At 34.3% G+C, this 17,482-nt stretch carries 13 protein-coding genes; 2 read left to right on the plus strand and 11 right to left on the minus strand.

All coding sequences use genetic code 11. The features are described from left to right. Positions 1-42: 42 nt before the first annotated feature. From DMB91_RS04365 to DMB91_RS04375, 3 genes are read right to left on the minus strand one after another with little or no spacing between them, the layout of a single operon-like run. On the minus strand, positions 43-180 hold the full coding sequence (locus tag DMB91_RS04365) for a hypothetical protein (RefSeq protein WP_185900261.1): 138 nt from the start codon (positions 178-180) through the stop codon (positions 43-45). 3 nt (positions 181-183) lie between these two features. Beyond that, positions 184-621: a YqaA family protein gene (locus tag DMB91_RS04370; protein ID WP_034905424.1), complete on the minus strand. Its 438-nt coding sequence runs from the start codon at positions 619-621 to the stop codon at positions 184-186. A 51-nt stretch (positions 622-672) separates the two neighbouring features. Next, complete coding sequence (locus DMB91_RS04375; RefSeq protein WP_034905422.1) at positions 673-1,812, minus strand: MalY/PatB family protein; 1,140 nt, start codon at positions 1,810-1,812, stop codon at positions 673-675. A gap of 138 nt (positions 1,813-1,950) precedes the next feature. On the opposite strand from DMB91_RS04375, the gene DMB91_RS04380 reads away from it, so the two are divergent. Next, positions 1,951-3,408: an ankyrin repeat domain-containing protein gene (locus DMB91_RS04380; protein ID WP_052043219.1), complete on the plus strand. Its 1,458-nt coding sequence runs from the start codon at positions 1,951-1,953 to the stop codon at positions 3,406-3,408. Between the two features lie 450 nt (positions 3,409-3,858). Here DMB91_RS04380 and DMB91_RS04385 read toward each other — a convergent pair whose 3' ends face one another. The 8 genes from DMB91_RS04385 to DMB91_RS04415 form a co-directional block, all read right to left on the minus strand. Beyond that, complete coding sequence (locus DMB91_RS04385) at positions 3,859-4,788, minus strand: hypothetical protein (RefSeq protein ID WP_052043218.1); 930 nt, start codon at positions 4,786-4,788, stop codon at positions 3,859-3,861. Between the two features lie 11 nt (positions 4,789-4,799). After that, the gene (uvrA, locus tag DMB91_RS04390) at positions 4,800-7,619 is read right to left on the minus strand and encodes an excinuclease ABC subunit UvrA (RefSeq protein WP_034905418.1); all 2,820 of its coding nucleotides are present in this window, start codon (positions 7,617-7,619) and stop codon (positions 4,800-4,802) included. A gap of 49 nt (positions 7,620-7,668) precedes the next feature. Beyond that, complete coding sequence (locus DMB91_RS04395; protein WP_034905416.1) at positions 7,669-8,466, minus strand: sulfite exporter TauE/SafE family protein; 798 nt, start codon at positions 8,464-8,466, stop codon at positions 7,669-7,671. Between the two features lie 133 nt (positions 8,467-8,599). Beyond that, complete coding sequence (locus DMB91_RS04400) at positions 8,600-10,150, minus strand: SGNH/GDSL hydrolase family protein (RefSeq protein WP_143116829.1); 1,551 nt, start codon at positions 10,148-10,150, stop codon at positions 8,600-8,602. Continuing rightward, complete coding sequence (locus tag DMB91_RS09085; RefSeq protein WP_260604875.1) at positions 10,116-10,247, minus strand: hypothetical protein; 132 nt, start codon at positions 10,245-10,247, stop codon at positions 10,116-10,118. Before DMB91_RS09085 ends, DMB91_RS04400 begins: the two co-directional genes overlap by 35 nt. Before the next feature lie 70 nt (positions 10,248-10,317). Next, positions 10,318-13,338, minus strand: coding sequence for an efflux RND transporter permease subunit (locus DMB91_RS04405; RefSeq protein WP_034905412.1), 3,021 nt, complete (start codon positions 13,336-13,338; stop codon positions 10,318-10,320). Between the two features lie 3 nt (positions 13,339-13,341). After that, complete coding sequence (locus tag DMB91_RS04410) at positions 13,342-14,079, minus strand: efflux RND transporter periplasmic adaptor subunit (protein ID WP_034905410.1); 738 nt, start codon at positions 14,077-14,079, stop codon at positions 13,342-13,344. Further along, positions 14,076-15,347 carry a TolC family protein gene (locus DMB91_RS04415; RefSeq protein ID WP_034905408.1) on the minus strand — a complete coding sequence of 424 codons (1,272 nt, stop codon included), beginning with the start codon at positions 15,345-15,347 and terminating at the stop codon, positions 14,076-14,078. The genes DMB91_RS04410 and DMB91_RS04415 overlap by 4 nt, the downstream gene beginning before the upstream one ends. Before the next feature lie 153 nt (positions 15,348-15,500). Between DMB91_RS04415 and lepA the strand changes: the two genes are divergently transcribed. Beyond that, positions 15,501-17,291, plus strand: coding sequence for a translation elongation factor 4 (gene lepA / locus DMB91_RS04420; protein WP_034905405.1), 1,791 nt, complete (start codon positions 15,501-15,503; stop codon positions 17,289-17,291). Positions 17,292-17,482: the final 191 nt, after the last annotated feature.

Below are 17,482 nucleotides of genomic sequence, written 5' to 3' on the forward strand. Positions count from 1 at the left end.
TTTATCTTGGTGCAAAAGCTATAAGTGCTACTCCAAGCAAGGCTAAAGCTGAACCCAAAATATCAAAAAATCAGGCTTAAATTTATCAAATACCATAGCCCAAAGCCACACCAAATATGCACCACCCACTTCAAATAAGCATGCTAAAAAGAAAAAGCCTATGCTTTGAAAAATATTCAAATTTTACCCCTTAAAATATAATGCAAAAACAATTAAAACCCCATACCTAAAAGCTTTGCCAAGTGCGATAAAAAATATGGTTTTGAGTATATTATAACGAGCAAGTCCAAGAGCGAGGGCAAAAAGATCGCCTATTAAAGGCAAAAAGGTAAAAAAGGCAAAAGCATAGCCAAAGCACTTGAAATTTAAATTCATCTTTTCAAGCCTTAAAAGACTTTTGCGAAAGTATTTTTCAAGTATAAAACTTTTGCCTAAAAAGCCTAGTAAATAGGTGCTTAAAGCCCCAAGTGTGTTACCAAGTGTGGCGATGAAAAATACCCAAAAAGGTGAAAAGCCTTGAAATAAAAAGCCCATCACAAAGGCTTCAGAAGCTAAAGGGTAAAGACTTGCTGAGATAAAACTGATCGCAAAAAGCCCAAGATAAGAAAAGCTTTCAAGCATGATTGTAGCTTTTTTTAAATTTGCTTAATGATAAGCTCAAGTAAAGCAAAATCAACGCTTGATAAAGGCTTTTACGCCAGCCTCAAAGAGTTTTAAGCCTTTTTTAAGCGTAGTCTCAGGACAGGCTATATTTATCCTTAAAAAAAACTTGCCATTGCCTCCAAAATCCTTGCCATTAGAAACTTGTAGCTTAAAATTTGACTTTAAAAACTCATAGAGCTTGCTTGTATCTTTGCAAAATGTTGAACAATCTACCCAGATCAGATATAAAGCCTCCCCACGCACGACTTTGCAAGGTGTTTTTGCTTCGATAAATTCAGTTGCAAATCTTTTGTTTTGCTTAATATAAGCATTCATTTGTTCTAGCCAAGCTTGTCCTTTGCTAAGAGCCGCGTTGTTTGCGACGATGAAAAAAGGATTTGGCATACTTAAGCCAGATTTTATAAGCTCTTTTTGAAGCTTTAAACGCACACTTTTGTCATTAATCACACTATAAGAGCCAGCTAAGGCCGCAAGATTAAAAGCCTTTGTGCTTGAAAGCATGATGATGGCATTTTCATCGATTTTTGCCATGCTTGTATAAGCAAAGCCTTTTTCGACTATATCACAATGAATTTCATCGCTGATAAGTATGGTGTTATGAGCCCTACAAAGCTTGCTGATAAGCCTTAGTTCTTCTTCGCTAAAAATTTTACCTATAGGATTGTGCGGATTGCAAACTATCATGATTTTTGGCTTATCTTTAACAAGTTTTTGCTCTAAATCCTTAAAATCGATACTATAAAGTCTATTTTTATAAAGCATTTTATTTTCTAAAACTACTCTTTCATTTTGCTTGATAACATGAAAAAAAGCATGATAAACAGGGCTTTGAAGTAAAATCCTATCGCCTTTATCGCTTAAAATTCTTAGCAAAGCACCTAAAGTTGGCACTATGCCATTGCTAAAGACAAGACTTTCGCGTTTGATTTTTGCGTTATGCTTTTTATCCCACCATGCTATGATATGCTTAAAAAAAATTTCATCTAAGCAAGTATAGCCAAATATGCCATGATCTAGCCTTTTTTGCATAGCCTCTTGTATGCAAGGAGCAACTTTGAAGTCCATATCTGCCACCCACATAGGCAAATTATTATTACCATACTTAAGTGAATTGGTGTTTTTTCTGTTGATGAGTTCATCAAAGTTCATTTTGTTTGCCTTTTTATGTTGTTTGAAAGTATTTTGTTGCTTTAATTTTTACCTTAAAGACTAAGATTATAACAAATTTAAAGCTGAAATTTAAATTTTTTGACAAATTTAGGTTAAAATTTCTTGCAAAGGACTATCATGATGACTTATTTTTACCTTGCAAATTCAGTTTTAATGATCACTTTGATTTTGGTGGCTATTATAGAGCTTTTAAGATCAAAAGCTGGTAGTATAGCTTTATATAAAAAGCTTTGTTTAGCATTTGTTTTATTTGTATTTGTAGATATATGCTTAAGCCTATATCAAGCTAAATTTTTAAGCTTGGTTTTAGATATTATTTGTTTGGCTTTTGTTATTTGGCTTTTAAGGGCTTTAAACTCACCTTTTTATAAGGCTTTAAGTTATTTACAGCAAAAAGATTATCTTGCCTTTTATCTTATTTTACTTGGCTTTGATAAATGGTATGAAGCAAGGGATTTTAGGGGATTTGCTTTGCTTCATTATGCGCTTATGTATAAGCTAGAAGCAAATGTGTTTAAAGCTATCTTAGGACAAGAGCTTAAATTTAACGCTTATGATGAAGATTCTTTTGCTGATATTTTGAGAAAAACTCAAAAAGAGCAGGCTTTAAAGCCTTGTTTGAGTGCTGAACTTTTACATCATGCTTTAAATGTGAAGTGCGGAAAGAAAGCGAAATTTAGGGCTTTTAGTGGGACAAAAACTTTAAACTTAAGCCTTGATAAAGTGGGGCTTTTAAGTTTTAGTGCTTTGTGCGGGGATTTGTTTATGCTTGATTTTTTACACAAGCAGGGTTTAAAAGATGAAAGTGTGCAGATAAAGGGCTTTAAACTGCCTTTGCATGCGGGGCATTTTGCTCTTTTGAATGCTGAGTTTATAGCCTTTGAGTGGCTGAACGAACATTTTGATAAGATTGATTTTCAAATTTTAAGTGATGATGAGCGTTTTGATAGGCTTTCTTTGGCTGTTTTAGATGATGATATAACAAGGCTTGAAAAATATCAAGATCAAAGCATAAAAGATATGTGCAAACATCCAATTTTCCTTGCTGCGAGTTTTGGTAAGCTTAAAAGTCTTGAGTTTTTACTTCAAACAAAACCTTATTTAAAGGAGCTTAGAGATGAAGAGGATTTAAGCTTGCTTGATAGGACGATGAAATTTCAAAGCCTTGCAAGCTTTAAATATCTTATTGAAAAGTCTGGCTTTAGTTTTGCTGGCAAGCTTTTTTTAGCTGTGAGCGAGGCAAGCGAGGCAATACTTGAATATATGCTTAAAAATGGCTATAAAATAAAGGCTGAGGAAGTGTGCTTGTGTTATTATCTATGGTTTGATAGCACTGATGATACGATATTTAAAAGGCTTTGTAAAATCGGCACTGATTTTATCGATCAAGAAGGCGATACGCCCTTGCTTGTAGCTGTTAAGGCAAATTTAACACAAAAGGCAAGCAAGCTCATTAAGGCTGGAGCAAACATAGATATCAAAGACGCACAGGGTAAAACTGCTCTTGATTATGCTAGAACAAACGATAATACCGAGCTTATAGCCTTACTTGATCGAAGTTTTGAGGAGGTTTAAAAGTGGTTTTATTCCGCAAAATACAGATTATGCAAAGCGAAGTTAGTCTTTGTGATTTACTTTGTTTTTATTTTTTATAAAGGTTTGGATCTTTGCTTTTGCAATATAATCATCGTTTGATTTTGATATATCAGTATTTTTGGTGGCATAAAGTGCTTTCGTGTTTTGACTGAACTCATCTTGAAAAGAAAATAAAGCTGGATTTTGAGTATTGAGTTTATTTTGAATTTATGCAAAAGTGTTTCTTTGAAAGCTAAGAATGGTAGCTGAAAACCACACAGAAAAACTTTACTTTACCTTATTTATCAAGTTCATCTATAAGCTTCATTTAATGCCTTGTTAAGCTCTGTGTAAGGGCGTATTGATTTGAAATTTGCATCGTGTATTTTTATTAAGCTTTTTTGGACTTCATTTTAACATAAGCAAATTTAATTTCAAATTTAAATAAAACTATTTTTTAAAGAGTTTAAGCGGATTAAAAAGCTGTTTAAAAAGCTTTTCTTTGAGATTATTTTCTTGCGTTTGTGGGTGTGTAGTTTTTAAAGACAGGGTTTTATCCTCGTTTGAATTTAAAGCTTGAATGTTTTTTAAACTTTTTTTGTGTTTGTTTTGAGTGTGTATTTGTTTTTTTTGAGTGAAATTTTGGGTGTTTGCTTCTTGTTCTTTTTTTAAATTTTCTTCTTGAGCTTCATTAAAACTTCTATCTTCTTGTGAAACTTTGTTATCATGACTTAGTAGCTTTATATTTGGTATAAGCTCAAGCACCTGTTCATCATTTTTTGAAGAGCTTTGAAGCCCTTTTGAAGAATTTGGCTTTTCAAGCAAAAGCTTGGTTTTTTTCAGTGTGAAAAATTCCTCATTCTTTTCTTGCTTGAGATACTTATAAATCAATGTTCCGTGAATTTTAAAATGCTTTTGTAAAAGGCGGTGAAACTCGCCTAAATCCACACTTTCTTCTCTTAAATTCTTAATAAGTCTTTCATTTTTCTCAAAAAGCTCTATATGATAGGCTGATTCTTGTATTTTTTTGATCTTATCATTACTTGGTGAAAGTATTTTTACGCGTTTTTTGTAAAGCTCTTTTGTAAAATCAAGCCTTGAAAAAATCTTATCATTGCTTACTATAAAACATTTTTTAATTTTCTTTTTAGCCAGTAAAAAGCCAAGTAAGCTTAAAATAATCTTATCTGCATAATCCTTACTACACTCATTAAAATCATAAATTTTAAGCTTTTTATTTTGCAAGAAACGTAAGGTAAAAAGAGAAAATTTCAAGGTTGAATTGCCGATGATATAAAAATAATCTTTTTTCTTAAAGCTTTTTTGTTTGATAAAGCTATCAAAATTTATATTTTCAGCATCGATTAAATAAGCTCTCATTTACCTGCCTTTTACTTCTCATTTTTAAGTTCAAGAGCAAGAAATTTTCCTGTATAAGAGCCGCTTTTTTTATATTCTTTAGCCACTTTTTCTACGCTGCCATGAGCGATGATTTTTCCGCCCTTTACCCCGCCTTCTGGTCCCATATCTATGAGATAATCAGCGTTTTTAATCACATCTAAATTATGTTCTATGACAAAAACTGAATTTTTAAGATCAACTAAGTGTTGCAAAACTAAGATGAGTTTATTGACATCTTCAAAATGCAGCCCCGTTGTTGGCTCATCTAAGATATAAAGGGTTTTTCCTGTGTCGCTTCGGCTCAGTTCTTTTGCAAGCTTTATACGTTGAGCTTCTCCTCCGCTTAAAGTCGTGGCATTTTGCCCTAAGGTAAGATAGTCAAGCCCCACTTTCACAAGAGTATCAAGCTTTTGTTTGATACGAGGCACAGAAGCAAAAAATTCATTGGCTTCGATTATGCTCATGGCTAAAATATCAGCTATGCTCTTGCCTTTGTATTTGATTTCTAGGGTTGCTTCATTATATCTTTTACCCTTGCACACATCACAAACGACCATAACATCTGGTAAAAAATGCATTTCTATTTTAATCTCGCCGTCCCCGCTACACTTTTCACAGCGTCCGCCTTTGACATTAAAGCTAAAACGTCCAGCCTTATAGCCTCTCATCTTTGCTTCTTTGGTGCTGGCAAAAAGATTTCTTATCTCATCCATCGCTCCTGTATAAGTGGCTGGATTTGATCTTGGAGTGCGTCCTATTGGGCTTTGATCAAGATAAATCACCTTATCAAGCTTATCAAGTCCTTCAATTTGCACTCCGCTTAAGGTTTTTACCTTTCTTGCGCGATTTAGTTCTTCTTGAGCAAAAGGAAGTAAGGTTTGAAGTATGAGTGAACTTTTACCAGAGCCTGAAACACCTGTAATGGCAACTAAATTTTGCAAAGGAAATCGAGCATTTAAATTTTTGATATTATTGATATTTACATTTTTAAGCTCAAGCCAGTCTTTTTGAGGGCGGTTTTTAAAATGCTCTATGTTTTTTTTACCATTCATATATAAAGCTGTTTCACTCTTGCTTTTTAAAAGCTCTTTATAAGTGCCAGCAAAAACAACCTCTCCACCAAATTTACCAGCCTTAGGACCAATATCAACGATAAAATCAGCCTCTTTTATAGTCATTTTATCATGCTCAACTACGATTAAGGTATTGCCCTTAGCTTGTAAATTTCGTAGTGTTTTAATGAGCTTTTGCGTATCTCTTTCATGAAGTCCTATGCTAGGCTCATCTAAAACGTACATCACTCCACTTAGCCCAGAGCCAATTTGAGAGGCTATGCGTATGCGTTGAGCCTCGCCTCCGCTAATGGTTCTTGCATCGCGTCCTAAAGAAAGATAGCCTAAGCCCACATCAAAAAGAAAAAAAAGCCTTTCATTAATCTCTTTTAAAATAGGACTTGCGATGAGTTTTGCTTGTGTATTTAAAGCCTTAAAATGCTTTTCATTTGAAAAAAAACTCACACAATCTTCCACACTCATATCTAAAATTTCGCCCAAGCCCTTATTTGCAACCCTTACAGCCAAACTTTCAGGCTTAAGTCTATGTCCGCCACAATCCTTACAAATTTTTTCGCTCATAAAGTCTTCTAAATCTCTTTCATCTTTAAGCATATCATAAGCGATTTTTACAACCCCTTCAAAAGTGCGTTTTAGGCGGTGTTTTTTCCACAAAAAGTTAATTTCTTTAGCATTACCATAAAGCACCAAACGTTTTTCATCTTCACTAAGCTCGCCAAAAGACTTTTTTGTGTTGATTTCATTTTGTTCACAAAAGGCAAGCAAAAACTTATAATAATAGCTTTTATTAAAACCATACATGGTTTTAATCGCTCCATTTTCAATACTCAAATTCTCATCAATAAGCTTTTTCATATCAAGAGTATAGCGAATTCCAAGCCCATCACAAGTTTCACATGCTCCTTTTGGGGAATTAAAAGAAAAGCTTAAAGGTTCAAGCTCATTAAAAGAAATTTTACAATCAAAACAAGCATTATGCTCACTATAATGATAATGCTTACTAATGCCTAGTTCATCAGCATTTAAAACCTCAACTTCAAGCTCACCATAACTTTCTTGCAAGCCTTTTTCTATATCAGAACTTAAGCGAGCAAGCAAATCATCTTGAATTTCTAAGCGATCAATGACGAGCTTGATGCTGTGTTTTTTTGTCTTTGAAAGCTCTATTTCTTCATCAAGTCTAACTAAAACTCCATCTATTAAAGCCCTTACATAGCCTTTTGCTACAAGGCTTTCAAGTAAATCGTTAAAAGTGCCTTTTTTCTCACGTATAAGTGGAGCGTAAATGATGATTTTAGCTCCATGTGGAAGCTTTAAAATTTCATTACTAATGTCCTGTATACTCATGCTAGAAATGGTTTTACCGCATTTGTGGCAGTGTTGAGTGCCTATTCTAGCATATAATAAACGCAAATAATCATAAATTTCTGTGATTGTCCCAACTGTGGAGCGAGGATTTTTAGAAGTGGTTTTTTGATCTATGGCTATGGCTGGGGTTAAGCCCTCTATCTTATCAACATCTGGCTTGCCAACTTTATCTAAAAACTGCCTTGCATATGCACTTAAGCTTTCTATATAACGTCTTTGTCCTTCTGCATAAAGAGTAGCAAAGGCAAGCGTTGATTTACCTGATCCTGAAAGTCCGGTAAAAACGACAAGCTTATTTTTTGGAAGTTCAAGATTGATATTTTTAAGATTATTTTCCCTTGCACCGATGATTTTTATGCTATCGTTCATTTTATAATCCTTAATTTCAAAGCTGCTATTGTAGCATAAAATCCTTTCTTTAAAGCGAAAAAGAGATGATACCAAGCTTGCGAAGTAAAGAAATTCCAGTCAGGCTTATAGAAAGGATGTAAATGGCTAAAAGTGCTTTTTTGTGTGCGTCAAGTTTCATATTTTGGACTATTTTAATACCTAAATAAACGCCTAACATAGAGCCTAAGCCTATGATGATACCATTTTTTACCACACTTTCATCAATAACGCCTTGAGTAACAAAGCTTATTGTGCCTGAAACGCTTGCAAAAATTACAAAAAAAAGCGATAAAGAGACTACTCTTTTACTATCATAGCCCAAAAAATACCCTAAAATAGAAGCGATTAAAAGCCCACCACCTATACCCAAAGATATGGCAAAAACGCCTGTGAAAATCCCAGCACACACAAGTATGAAATTCTTTAAGAACTTCCCTTTTTGTTCCGAGTTTATAGGATTTTGTATGCTAAAGGCGTATTTGAGAAAAAAGACTATATTGATGCACAAAAATACAGCTGTTAGGGTAATGTCTGTGAAAAAATTCACTACAACCCCACTAAAACTTGCCCCAATAATACCGCCAAGTCCGACAAAAAGTCCGTCTTTGAGATTTAAATTCTTTTTTTTGTAGTTGATATATGAGCCAAAAACCGAAGCAAAGATCATTTGCACCACAGACATAGCAATAGCATGATGAGAGCTAAGTCCTAAAATCAAAGTAAAAGGCACGATAATCATACCCCCACCTATACCAAAAAGCCCGGAAGCTATGCCTGAAATAATGCCGATAAAGACATATGCAAGATCAAAACCAAAGATTTCCATATAAACTCCAATTCATTCAAAATCTAAATTCTAACGCAGTCAAAGTAAAAAGCTACTTAAGCGTGCAAAAAAAACTTATGATTTTGCTAAGTTTAAACCTTATCTTCGATCGTAAAATTTGTAAAAACAATGTCTAAACTTTATTCTTAAATTCTCTTTTTAACCTTTTACTTTCAAAATAAAACTTCACATACCCACCTTTATACCAAGTTTTATCAGCCTGCATTAAAGCAAGTCCAAGCTTATAAGTAAGGCATTGCTTTTCTTGTAAAGCTTCTTTATAGTCCGGATAGTTTTCTAAGGGAGGAAGTTTTAAATTTGGATTTTTAGCAATAGCATTTTGATATTTCTTAAGTTCAAAACTATGCTGTGCTTTTGTATAGCTTAAGATAAAAGGCATTCTAAGATATCCAAGCAAAGACTTTGAGCTGATAATCAAAGCAAGTCCTAGTTTGTAGGCTAAATGTTTATGCACTCTTGCTTTGGCTAAGTTTAAATTTTCATTAAATCTTTTAAGCTCGTTGATTTGGTTTTGCAATGGAGTAAGCTTTATTGGATCTGTTCGGATACAATACTCATCGATGATTTCTTTGTATAACTCAATAGGCGGTATGAGATGATCGAAGTTGTATTCTTTGGGGATTTGTGTATCTTTTTCAGCCAAAGCATTAAAATCAATTTGTTCTTGGTGGAAATTTCCATCATTTTTGGCAAGAAAAAAAGCTATTATATCACAGAAGTTGATTTGCTTAGATTTATCACTCCATGTAATAACGTGAACATTCTTTTCTTTAAAAGATGAATTATTTTTATTGATTCCTATAAAAGTTGGATAATCAATCTTAAAATTTAAATTTAAATTAATAAATTGTTTCAGAAACGATGCTTCCTTTGTAATGGTTTGAATCTTGTTATAGAAAGCTAAACTAGAATAGATATATAAACACTCGTTCCAATTTGCTGGTGGATTAAATTTTTCTTTCCATTGGCTTGCATTGTTCCAACTATGAATACCTAAAAGTGTGCAGTTGTTAAATTGTTGAGTAAATTTAAGCCGTGTGTTTGAATTTATTCTATAGATATCTTCATCATACATTGAATTTTTCATATTTGTTTTGATAAGTTCTCCGCAAATAATTTTCATATCTTTAGGTGTGCATATTTTAAATGAGGGATTATCGTTGCAAAAATCTGTTTTGGGGAGCTTAAAATTTTGAATTGATTGTATGATATTTTTACCTAATTCCCGCATGATGAACTCAAATTGATGAATTCCTCCATCAAATCTTCTACCAAATTCTTCCAAATGGTGTTTTTCAAAGTATTTACGCATATCTACAAAATTTAAGCCATATTCAAGACAAAGTTTTTTATGAATATAATTGATTGTATTGTGTGGGCTATTGTCTTTTATAAAATACTCAGCTAAATATAAAACTAGAATTTTTTTGTTCAGTGAAGCAAGATGTTTGTAAAGCCAGCATATATCTCTATAGATATTGCTTATAGAAAGATCACAATGAACAAAAACTTCATGAAGTTCATTGACATTTGACTCTGTAATGATAAGTTCAGTATTTTTGAGGAGTTCTTTGTGACGGATAATTTCGTATAGATTTTGTAGAGCTGTGCTTCCACCAAGGGCAAGATTATAAAACTCTAAGCCCCCCCCCCCCAGTATCACTAGAATTTAAGATATCAATACCTTCTTTTAATCCCTTTTGCAAGCCATTTACCATTATGGAATTGCTTCCACCAAGCAAGATAACATTCTTTTTCATTTTTTTTATCCTTAAAAAATTTAAAAATCAAAAGTGATTATACCAAAAAAAGTGAAATTTCAAATTTTGCTTAAACCTTTTTTCTTTCATAAATCCTTCTTAAACGCACATCAAGCTTGTATGCAAAGGAAAATAAAGCCGGCACCACGAGCAAGGTGAGTATGGTTGAGCTAATAAGCCCAAAGATCACAGCTATAGCCATAGGTGAGTTTCCCTCATAGCCTGAACCTCTACTTAAGGCAAGTGGAAGCATAGCAAAAATCATCGCTAAAGTTGTCATTAAAATTGCTCTAAGTCTTTGTTTTCCAGCCTCTATAAGAGCATCATCAGCTTTTAAGCCCTCATGGCACTTTTGATTTGCCACATCAACAAGCAAGATAGCATTTTTACCTACCATACCAAAAAGCAAGATGATCGCTATTAGCACGAAAAGCGAGAAAGAATTTCCTGTGATAAACAGCCCCAAACACGCCCCAGCAAAGGCTAAAGGCATCGTAAGCATAATGATAAAAGGCAAGATCAAGCTTTCATATAAAGCTGCTAAAACAAGATAAATCAACACCAAAGCTAAAGCTACAACAATGATAAAGCCATGAATGGTTTCGCCAAGCATTCTAATAAAACCAGAAAAAGTATAGTTTAAATTTGAGTTTTGGCCTAGAATTTCATCTATATTTGATATAAGCAGGTTTTGCACGCTACCTAAGGACAACTCTCCATTGCTTGCAGTGATCTTAACACTGCGGTTTTTGTTATAGCGATTTATCGTGCCCAAATCCTCTTTATATACAAAATCAGCTATACTCGCAAGGCTTAAAACAAGTCCATCATTGTTCTTAATCTCTATTTTTTCAAGAGCTTTTATATCTTGTTTAAATTTTTCATCAAAAGAAAGCACCACTTCATCTTTAAAATCCCCAACACTCATACTTGCAACACTAAGCTGCCCAAAAGAGTAACCAAGCACGCCAGCAGCATACTCAGGATTGACATTAAGCTTTTTAGCAAGCTCTTTGTTAATACTTACAGCTACCTCACCCTTTTTAGAATTTGCATTATCATCTATATCGCTGATGAATTTATTGCTTGCTAGCACAGCTTTTGCTCGCTCGCTCGCCCTTAAAAGCTCGTTTATATCATCACCTAGCAAGACAAATTGCACCGGCTCATCAATTCCAGCCCCTTCAAATTTAGGCAAGGATAGGACTTTGATCTTTAAGTTTTCATTGTGTAGTTTTTGGCGGTATTCATTGATAATGGCTGGTTGTCTTTTATCCCTATCACCAAGTGGCTTAAGTTTGACATAAATTTTAGCTTTTTTACTTTCTTTGGCGTCATTATACCCTAAAAGCAAATACGCGTATTCTACTCTTTTATCGCTTTTTACCATTCTTAGTATTTCTTGAGCGATATTTTGCATAGCTTCCAAGCTTGCACTTTGCTTATGTTCAAGTTGAATTTGAAACTCTGCGTCATCTTCTTCTGGTAAAAAATCAAGTCCAAGCCTGCTTGCTAAGAAAAAACACACAGCGATGATAGCAAAGCTTGAAAGTATGAATTTTCCTTTGTTTTTAAGGATTTTGCTAAGTAGGCTTTGATAACTTTGTTCTATATTTTCAAAGAATTTTTCACTTTTTTGATAAAACTTGCTTTGGGCTGGGTTTAAAAAGCGAGCACAAAGGCTAGGGATTAAAAATACTGCTACCAAGAAGCTTACCACAACCCCGCACGCAACACTTATGCCAAGAGCATTAAAAAATAAGCCAGGCACAGAGTCCATAAAAGAAATAGGGATAAAAACGCATAAAAGCACCACGCTAATGCTAAGCACGCTAAAACCTATCTCGCTAATGCCCTCAAAAGCAGCTTGCAATGGGCTTAAAGTAGTGATTTTTTTTGAAATATGTTCAATCACCACTATAGCATCATCAACAAAAATGCCAATACTAAGCGTTAAAGCAATGAAAGTCAGGCGGTTTAGATCAAAGCCAAGTTTATCGATAAGAAAAAAAGTCGCGATAATAGAACAAGGTATAGCAATGCTTGCGATGATAGTTGCACTTAAATTTCGCAAAAACAAAAACACAATAACCATCGTTAAAATGACGCCTAAAATAAGATCAAAGATCACTTGCATAAGGTGCTTGCTGATATTTTCGCTTTTATCATACACCACTTTTACGCTCAAATCAGCTCCAGCAAGCCTTTCAAACTCGCCTAGCTTTGCCTTGACATTTCTAATCGCTTCAAGAGCATTATAACCACTGATCTTGTTTATCTCAAGCAAAACTCCATTTTGTCCTTCAAAAAAAGCTTCTTGCTTAGCATCTTCATAGCCTTGCTCTATGTTTGCAACATCGTTTAAAAAAACACCCGGCATAAGTCTGATTTGCCCTAATTCTTTAAGACTTGTCGCTTCAAAATAGCCCTTGATAATGAAATTTTCTTTCTCATTTTCTAGCTCGCCTAAGGCTTGTTTGAAGTTTTGACTTTGAATGATTTGTGCGATATCAAAGGCGTTAAGGTGGTATTTGCTAAGTTTTTCTGGATCAAGTTTTATGCGAATTTGAGGTTTTAAAAAGCCTATGGTTTCGATCTTGCCAATGCCCAAAATGCGTTGTAAGAAAGGCTTTAATTTCTCATCAACGCTTCTCATTAAATGAAGGCTATCTTTGCTTTTTGAGGAGATAAAAAGACTGATAATACTTCCTGCATCTGATGAAATTTTTTCTATCTTTGGCTTTACGCTAAGACTTAAAGCACCTATCTTATCACGCACATCATTTGCTGCGATTTCAAGGTCTTTGCTAAGCTCAAATTCAACCACACTTATACTAAAATTATCATAACTTGCTGAGCTTATATTTTTAATGCCATCAATATCGCTGATAGCATTTTCAATCTCTTTAGTGATCTTACTTTCTATAAAACTTAAATCTCCACTCGTAGCTGCTGTGATCTTAATCAAAGGGATATTTACTCTTGGATATAAATTTATAGGCATAGAAAAGGCTGAAATGAGTCCAAAGATAATTAAAGCAACAAAAAACATCAAGGTCGCGATAGGGCGGTTAATGGCTAGCTTATACATGTCTTACTCGGCGATAATAACGCCTTCTCCAAAAAGTCCGGGTGTAAGATGAGAGCTTTTTACTTCTGCAAAAATTTTCCTTGTTTTTATATCTATACTAGGATATATAAGGCTGATTTTGGCATTTTGCTCTTTATCTTGCCCTTTAAGTTTAAAACGATAATTTTGTCCCACTTTAACCCTATCTTTATATTTCTCATCAAAACTGATTACAAGTTTTACTTCTGGATAAGAATAAATCTCAAGTACAGCTTGAGAAATCGCAGCGACCCCTTGTCCAAGTTCAACAAATTTAGCCGCTATAATGCCATCAAATGGAGCTTTTAAGTTTTTTTTATCAAGTAAGTTTTCATAATATTTAACATTGATCTTCGCACTCTCAAGCTCTAAACCTGCACGTTTAAAGCTTGCTTCCATATCCTCAAAGCTTTGTGTATCGATCATACTTTGCACCTCTTTAAATTTATCCATCTTACTTTGTGCATTTTTAAAGGCTATTTCCGCAAGTGCAAGTCTATTTTGTGCGTTTTGTAAGCCTATGAGCTCACTTGAGTTTTCAAGTATGATTAAAATATCGCCCTTTTTTACCACACTTGAAGGCTCTACTTTGATTTCCTTGACTATGCCATTACTTTCAAAGGCAAGCTTGCTTTGATGAAGGGCATATACATCAAAGCTTGCATAAATTTCCTCAGCCTTTAAGTTTAAAACAGCAAAAAATAAACATAAAACTTTTTTCATGAAGCTATCCTTTCTTTTATGTTTATGCCAGCATTAAAATAATACCTTGCCTTAGCGATTTCAAATTCATTTTTCACAAGTTCTAAATTTGCCCTTGTTTGAAAAAGATTTTCTAAGCTTTGAAGGTATTCAGTATAAGATTTCAAACCAGCTTTATATTTTTTATCCACACTTTCAAAAGCGAGCTTGCTTGCATTTAAGCTTAGTTCAAGGGCATTGATTTGTTCTTTTAAAACTTTAAGTTCATCGATAAGATAGTTTAATTCAAGTCTGTTTTTTCTTTGCGTATAAGTAGCGTTTAAGCTCATCATTTGCACTTCAAGTCGTGCAGCTTCAACTTTAGCCTTTGTTGCACCAAAATCAAAAATTTTCCATTCAAAGCCAAGTATGAATTGATTGCTTATTGAGTGTTTTTGCAAGTATTTGTTTGCAAAGTCTTGTAAAGGCAAGATGGGCGAATTTGGTATATCAATATCAAAGTTATTTTGATAAAAACCAAGATTATTCTGCACGAAAAAACGCGGAAAATATTCAGCCCTTACGCTTTGAAGTTGGTGTTTTGCAAGCATGCTTTGTTCTTGTGCGATAGTGATTTCAAGCGAATTTGAGCTTTGATAACCCGGTTCTTTAAGGCTTGCATTGCCTTGCGGGATAAAGTTTTGTCCGCAAAGCTCTTGGATATTTTTTGAAATTTCAAGTAATTGAAGCTTATTTTTAGCCAGCTCAAGTTTGACAAGAGCAACTTTTGCTCTTATGCTTTCAAGCTCTTCTTTTGAGCTTAAGCCAGTTTTATAAAAGGCTTCAAGGCGTTTGAGATTTTCATTTAAAAAAAGCTCTTTTTGCTCGCTCGCTTTAATCAACGCCTGCACACTTTGATAGTTTAAAAACAAGGTGCTTGCTTGAAAAAAGAGATAGTTTTTGCTGTATTCTTCATTGAGTTTGGCAAGCTTATGTAAGCTTTCAAGGCTTTTTAGCTTCGCCTCCCTTCCTCCTGCATCATACAGCAAGACATTCAAAGAAAGCTTTGTATATAAGCTCTCTTTAGGATCGATGATGAAACGATCTTTATTATTCGCAACATACGCTCCTTGCATACTCAAGCTCGGCAGATAAGCTTTAAATGCAGCCTGCTTTTCTTCATAAGCTTTTTGACTTTGTAATTCTTTAGTTAAATACATTTCATTTTTTAAGCTCAGTTCGATGAGCTCGTTTAAATTTGAAGCGCTTAAAAATAAAGGCAAAATGCTAACAAAGAGCCATTTTTTCACTTAATATTTTCCTTAGTGGGCTAATTTTAAGCTAAAGTATAAAGCATTTTCACTTTTAATCCACTTAGTTTTAGTATGAAATTTCAAAGAAAATTAATTCATCTTTTGCTACAATGCACTTTTTAAAAACTTCAAATTTAGGCTTTATCATCGATGAAAAACATAAGAAATTTTTGCATTATCGCTCATATTGATCATGGAAAAAGCACCTTAGCCGATCGCATTATCAGTGAATGTGGGGCTATAACTGATAGGCAAATGTCAGCTCAAGTTATGGATACTATGGATATAGAAAAGGAAAGAGGCATTACCATAAAAGCTCAAAGTGTGAGGCTTGAATACGAACTTGAAAATGAAAACTTTGTGCTTAATCTTATAGATACTCCCGGACATGTGGATTTTTCTTATGAGGTAAGTCGCTCTTTAGCAAGCTGTGAAGGGGCTTTGCTTGTGGTTGATGCAAGTCAAGGCGTTGAAGCTCAAACCATCGCAAATGTTTATCTAGCCTTAGAAAATAATCTTGAGATCATACCAGTAATCAACAAAATCGATCTGCCTTCAGCTGACATTGATAAAGTCAAACACGAGATCGAACATATCATCGGCATAAGTTGTGATGAAGCCATTTGCGTGAGTGCAAAAACTGGGCAGGGTATTAAAGAACTCATTGAAGCCATCATTAAAAAGATTCCAGCCCCAAAAGATGATGATAATTCACCTTGCAAAGCTTTAATCTATGATAGTTGGTTTGATAATTATCTTGGAGCCTTAGCCTTAGTGCGTGTGTATGAGGGGCAAATTGCCTTAAATGATGAAGTTTTTATTATGAGCACAGCTAAAAAACACCTTGTGCAAGGGCTTTTATATCCTCACCCCCTAGCACCTATAAAGACTAAGCAGATAAGTTCAGGTGAGGTTGGCATAGTGGTTTTAGGGCTTAAGACCTTAGGTGATGTGCAAGTTGGCGATACTATAAGCTTAAGTAAAAACAAGGCAAGCAAGCCAATTGAGGGCTTTGAAAAGGCAAAGGCTTTTGTCTTTGCTGGACTTTATCCTATAGAAACGGATAAATTTGAAGATTTAAGAGATGCTTTAGAGAAATTAAAACTTAATGATAGCTCTATTACTTATGAGCCAGAAACTTCTTTGGCTTTGGGCTTTGGTTTTAGGGTGGGCTTTTTGGGGCTTTTGCATATGGAAGTGATCAAAGAACGTTTAGAAAGAGAGTTTAATCTTGATTTAATCGCTACTGCACCAACCGTAACTTATGAAGTCTATCTTACAGATGGCTCTATGATACAAATTCAAAACCCAAGTGAACTGCCTATGGTTAATAAAATCGATTATATCAAAGAGCCTTTTGTGCGTGCAACTATCATCACCCCAAGTGAGTTTTTAGGCAATCTTATCACCTTGCTTAATAATAAAAGAGGCACGCAAGTTAAGATGGATTATATCACGCCGGTGCGGGTTTTGCTTGAGTATGATTTGCCTTTAAATGAGATTGTTATGGATTTTTATGACAAGCTTAAAAGTCTTACAAGGGGCTATGCAAGCTTTGATTATGAGCCTATTGAGTTTAGGGTAGGGGATTTGGTTAAGCTTGATATTAAGGTTGCTGGGGAAAATGTTGATGCTTTAAGCATTATAGTGCCAAACCAAAAGGCACAAACAAAGGGCAAAGAGCTTGTAAAAGCCATGAAAGAAATAGTGCCAAGACAGCTTTTTGAAGTAGCCATTCAAGCTAGCATAGGCTCAAAAATCATAGCCAGAGAAACTATAAAATCCATGGGTAAAAATGTAACCGCAAAATGCTATGGAGGCGATATTACAAGAAAAAGAAAATTGCTTGAAAAGCAAAAAGAAGGCAAAAAAAGAATGAAAGCCATAGGCAAGGTCAATTTACCTCAAGAGGCTTTTTTGAGTGTGCTTAAGATAGATTAGGCGTGTGTTTTGTGCTACTTTTATCGCTAGAATAAATAAGAGGCTAATTTGCAAGTTTTTGTATCATTGTAAGTAAAGTAGTCTAAATTTGATTTATTTTCTTTTAGGTTTCATACTTTTTTAAGTTTATAAACACGAGTGAAGAACAATCATAAAGATGTAAATTTGGGGCAAGGTCTTGAGAAAATTTG

The sequence above is a fragment of the Campylobacter sp. MIT 97-5078 genome (assembly GCF_006864455.1).
Lineage (GTDB): Bacteria > Campylobacterota > Campylobacteria > Campylobacterales > Campylobacteraceae > Campylobacter_D.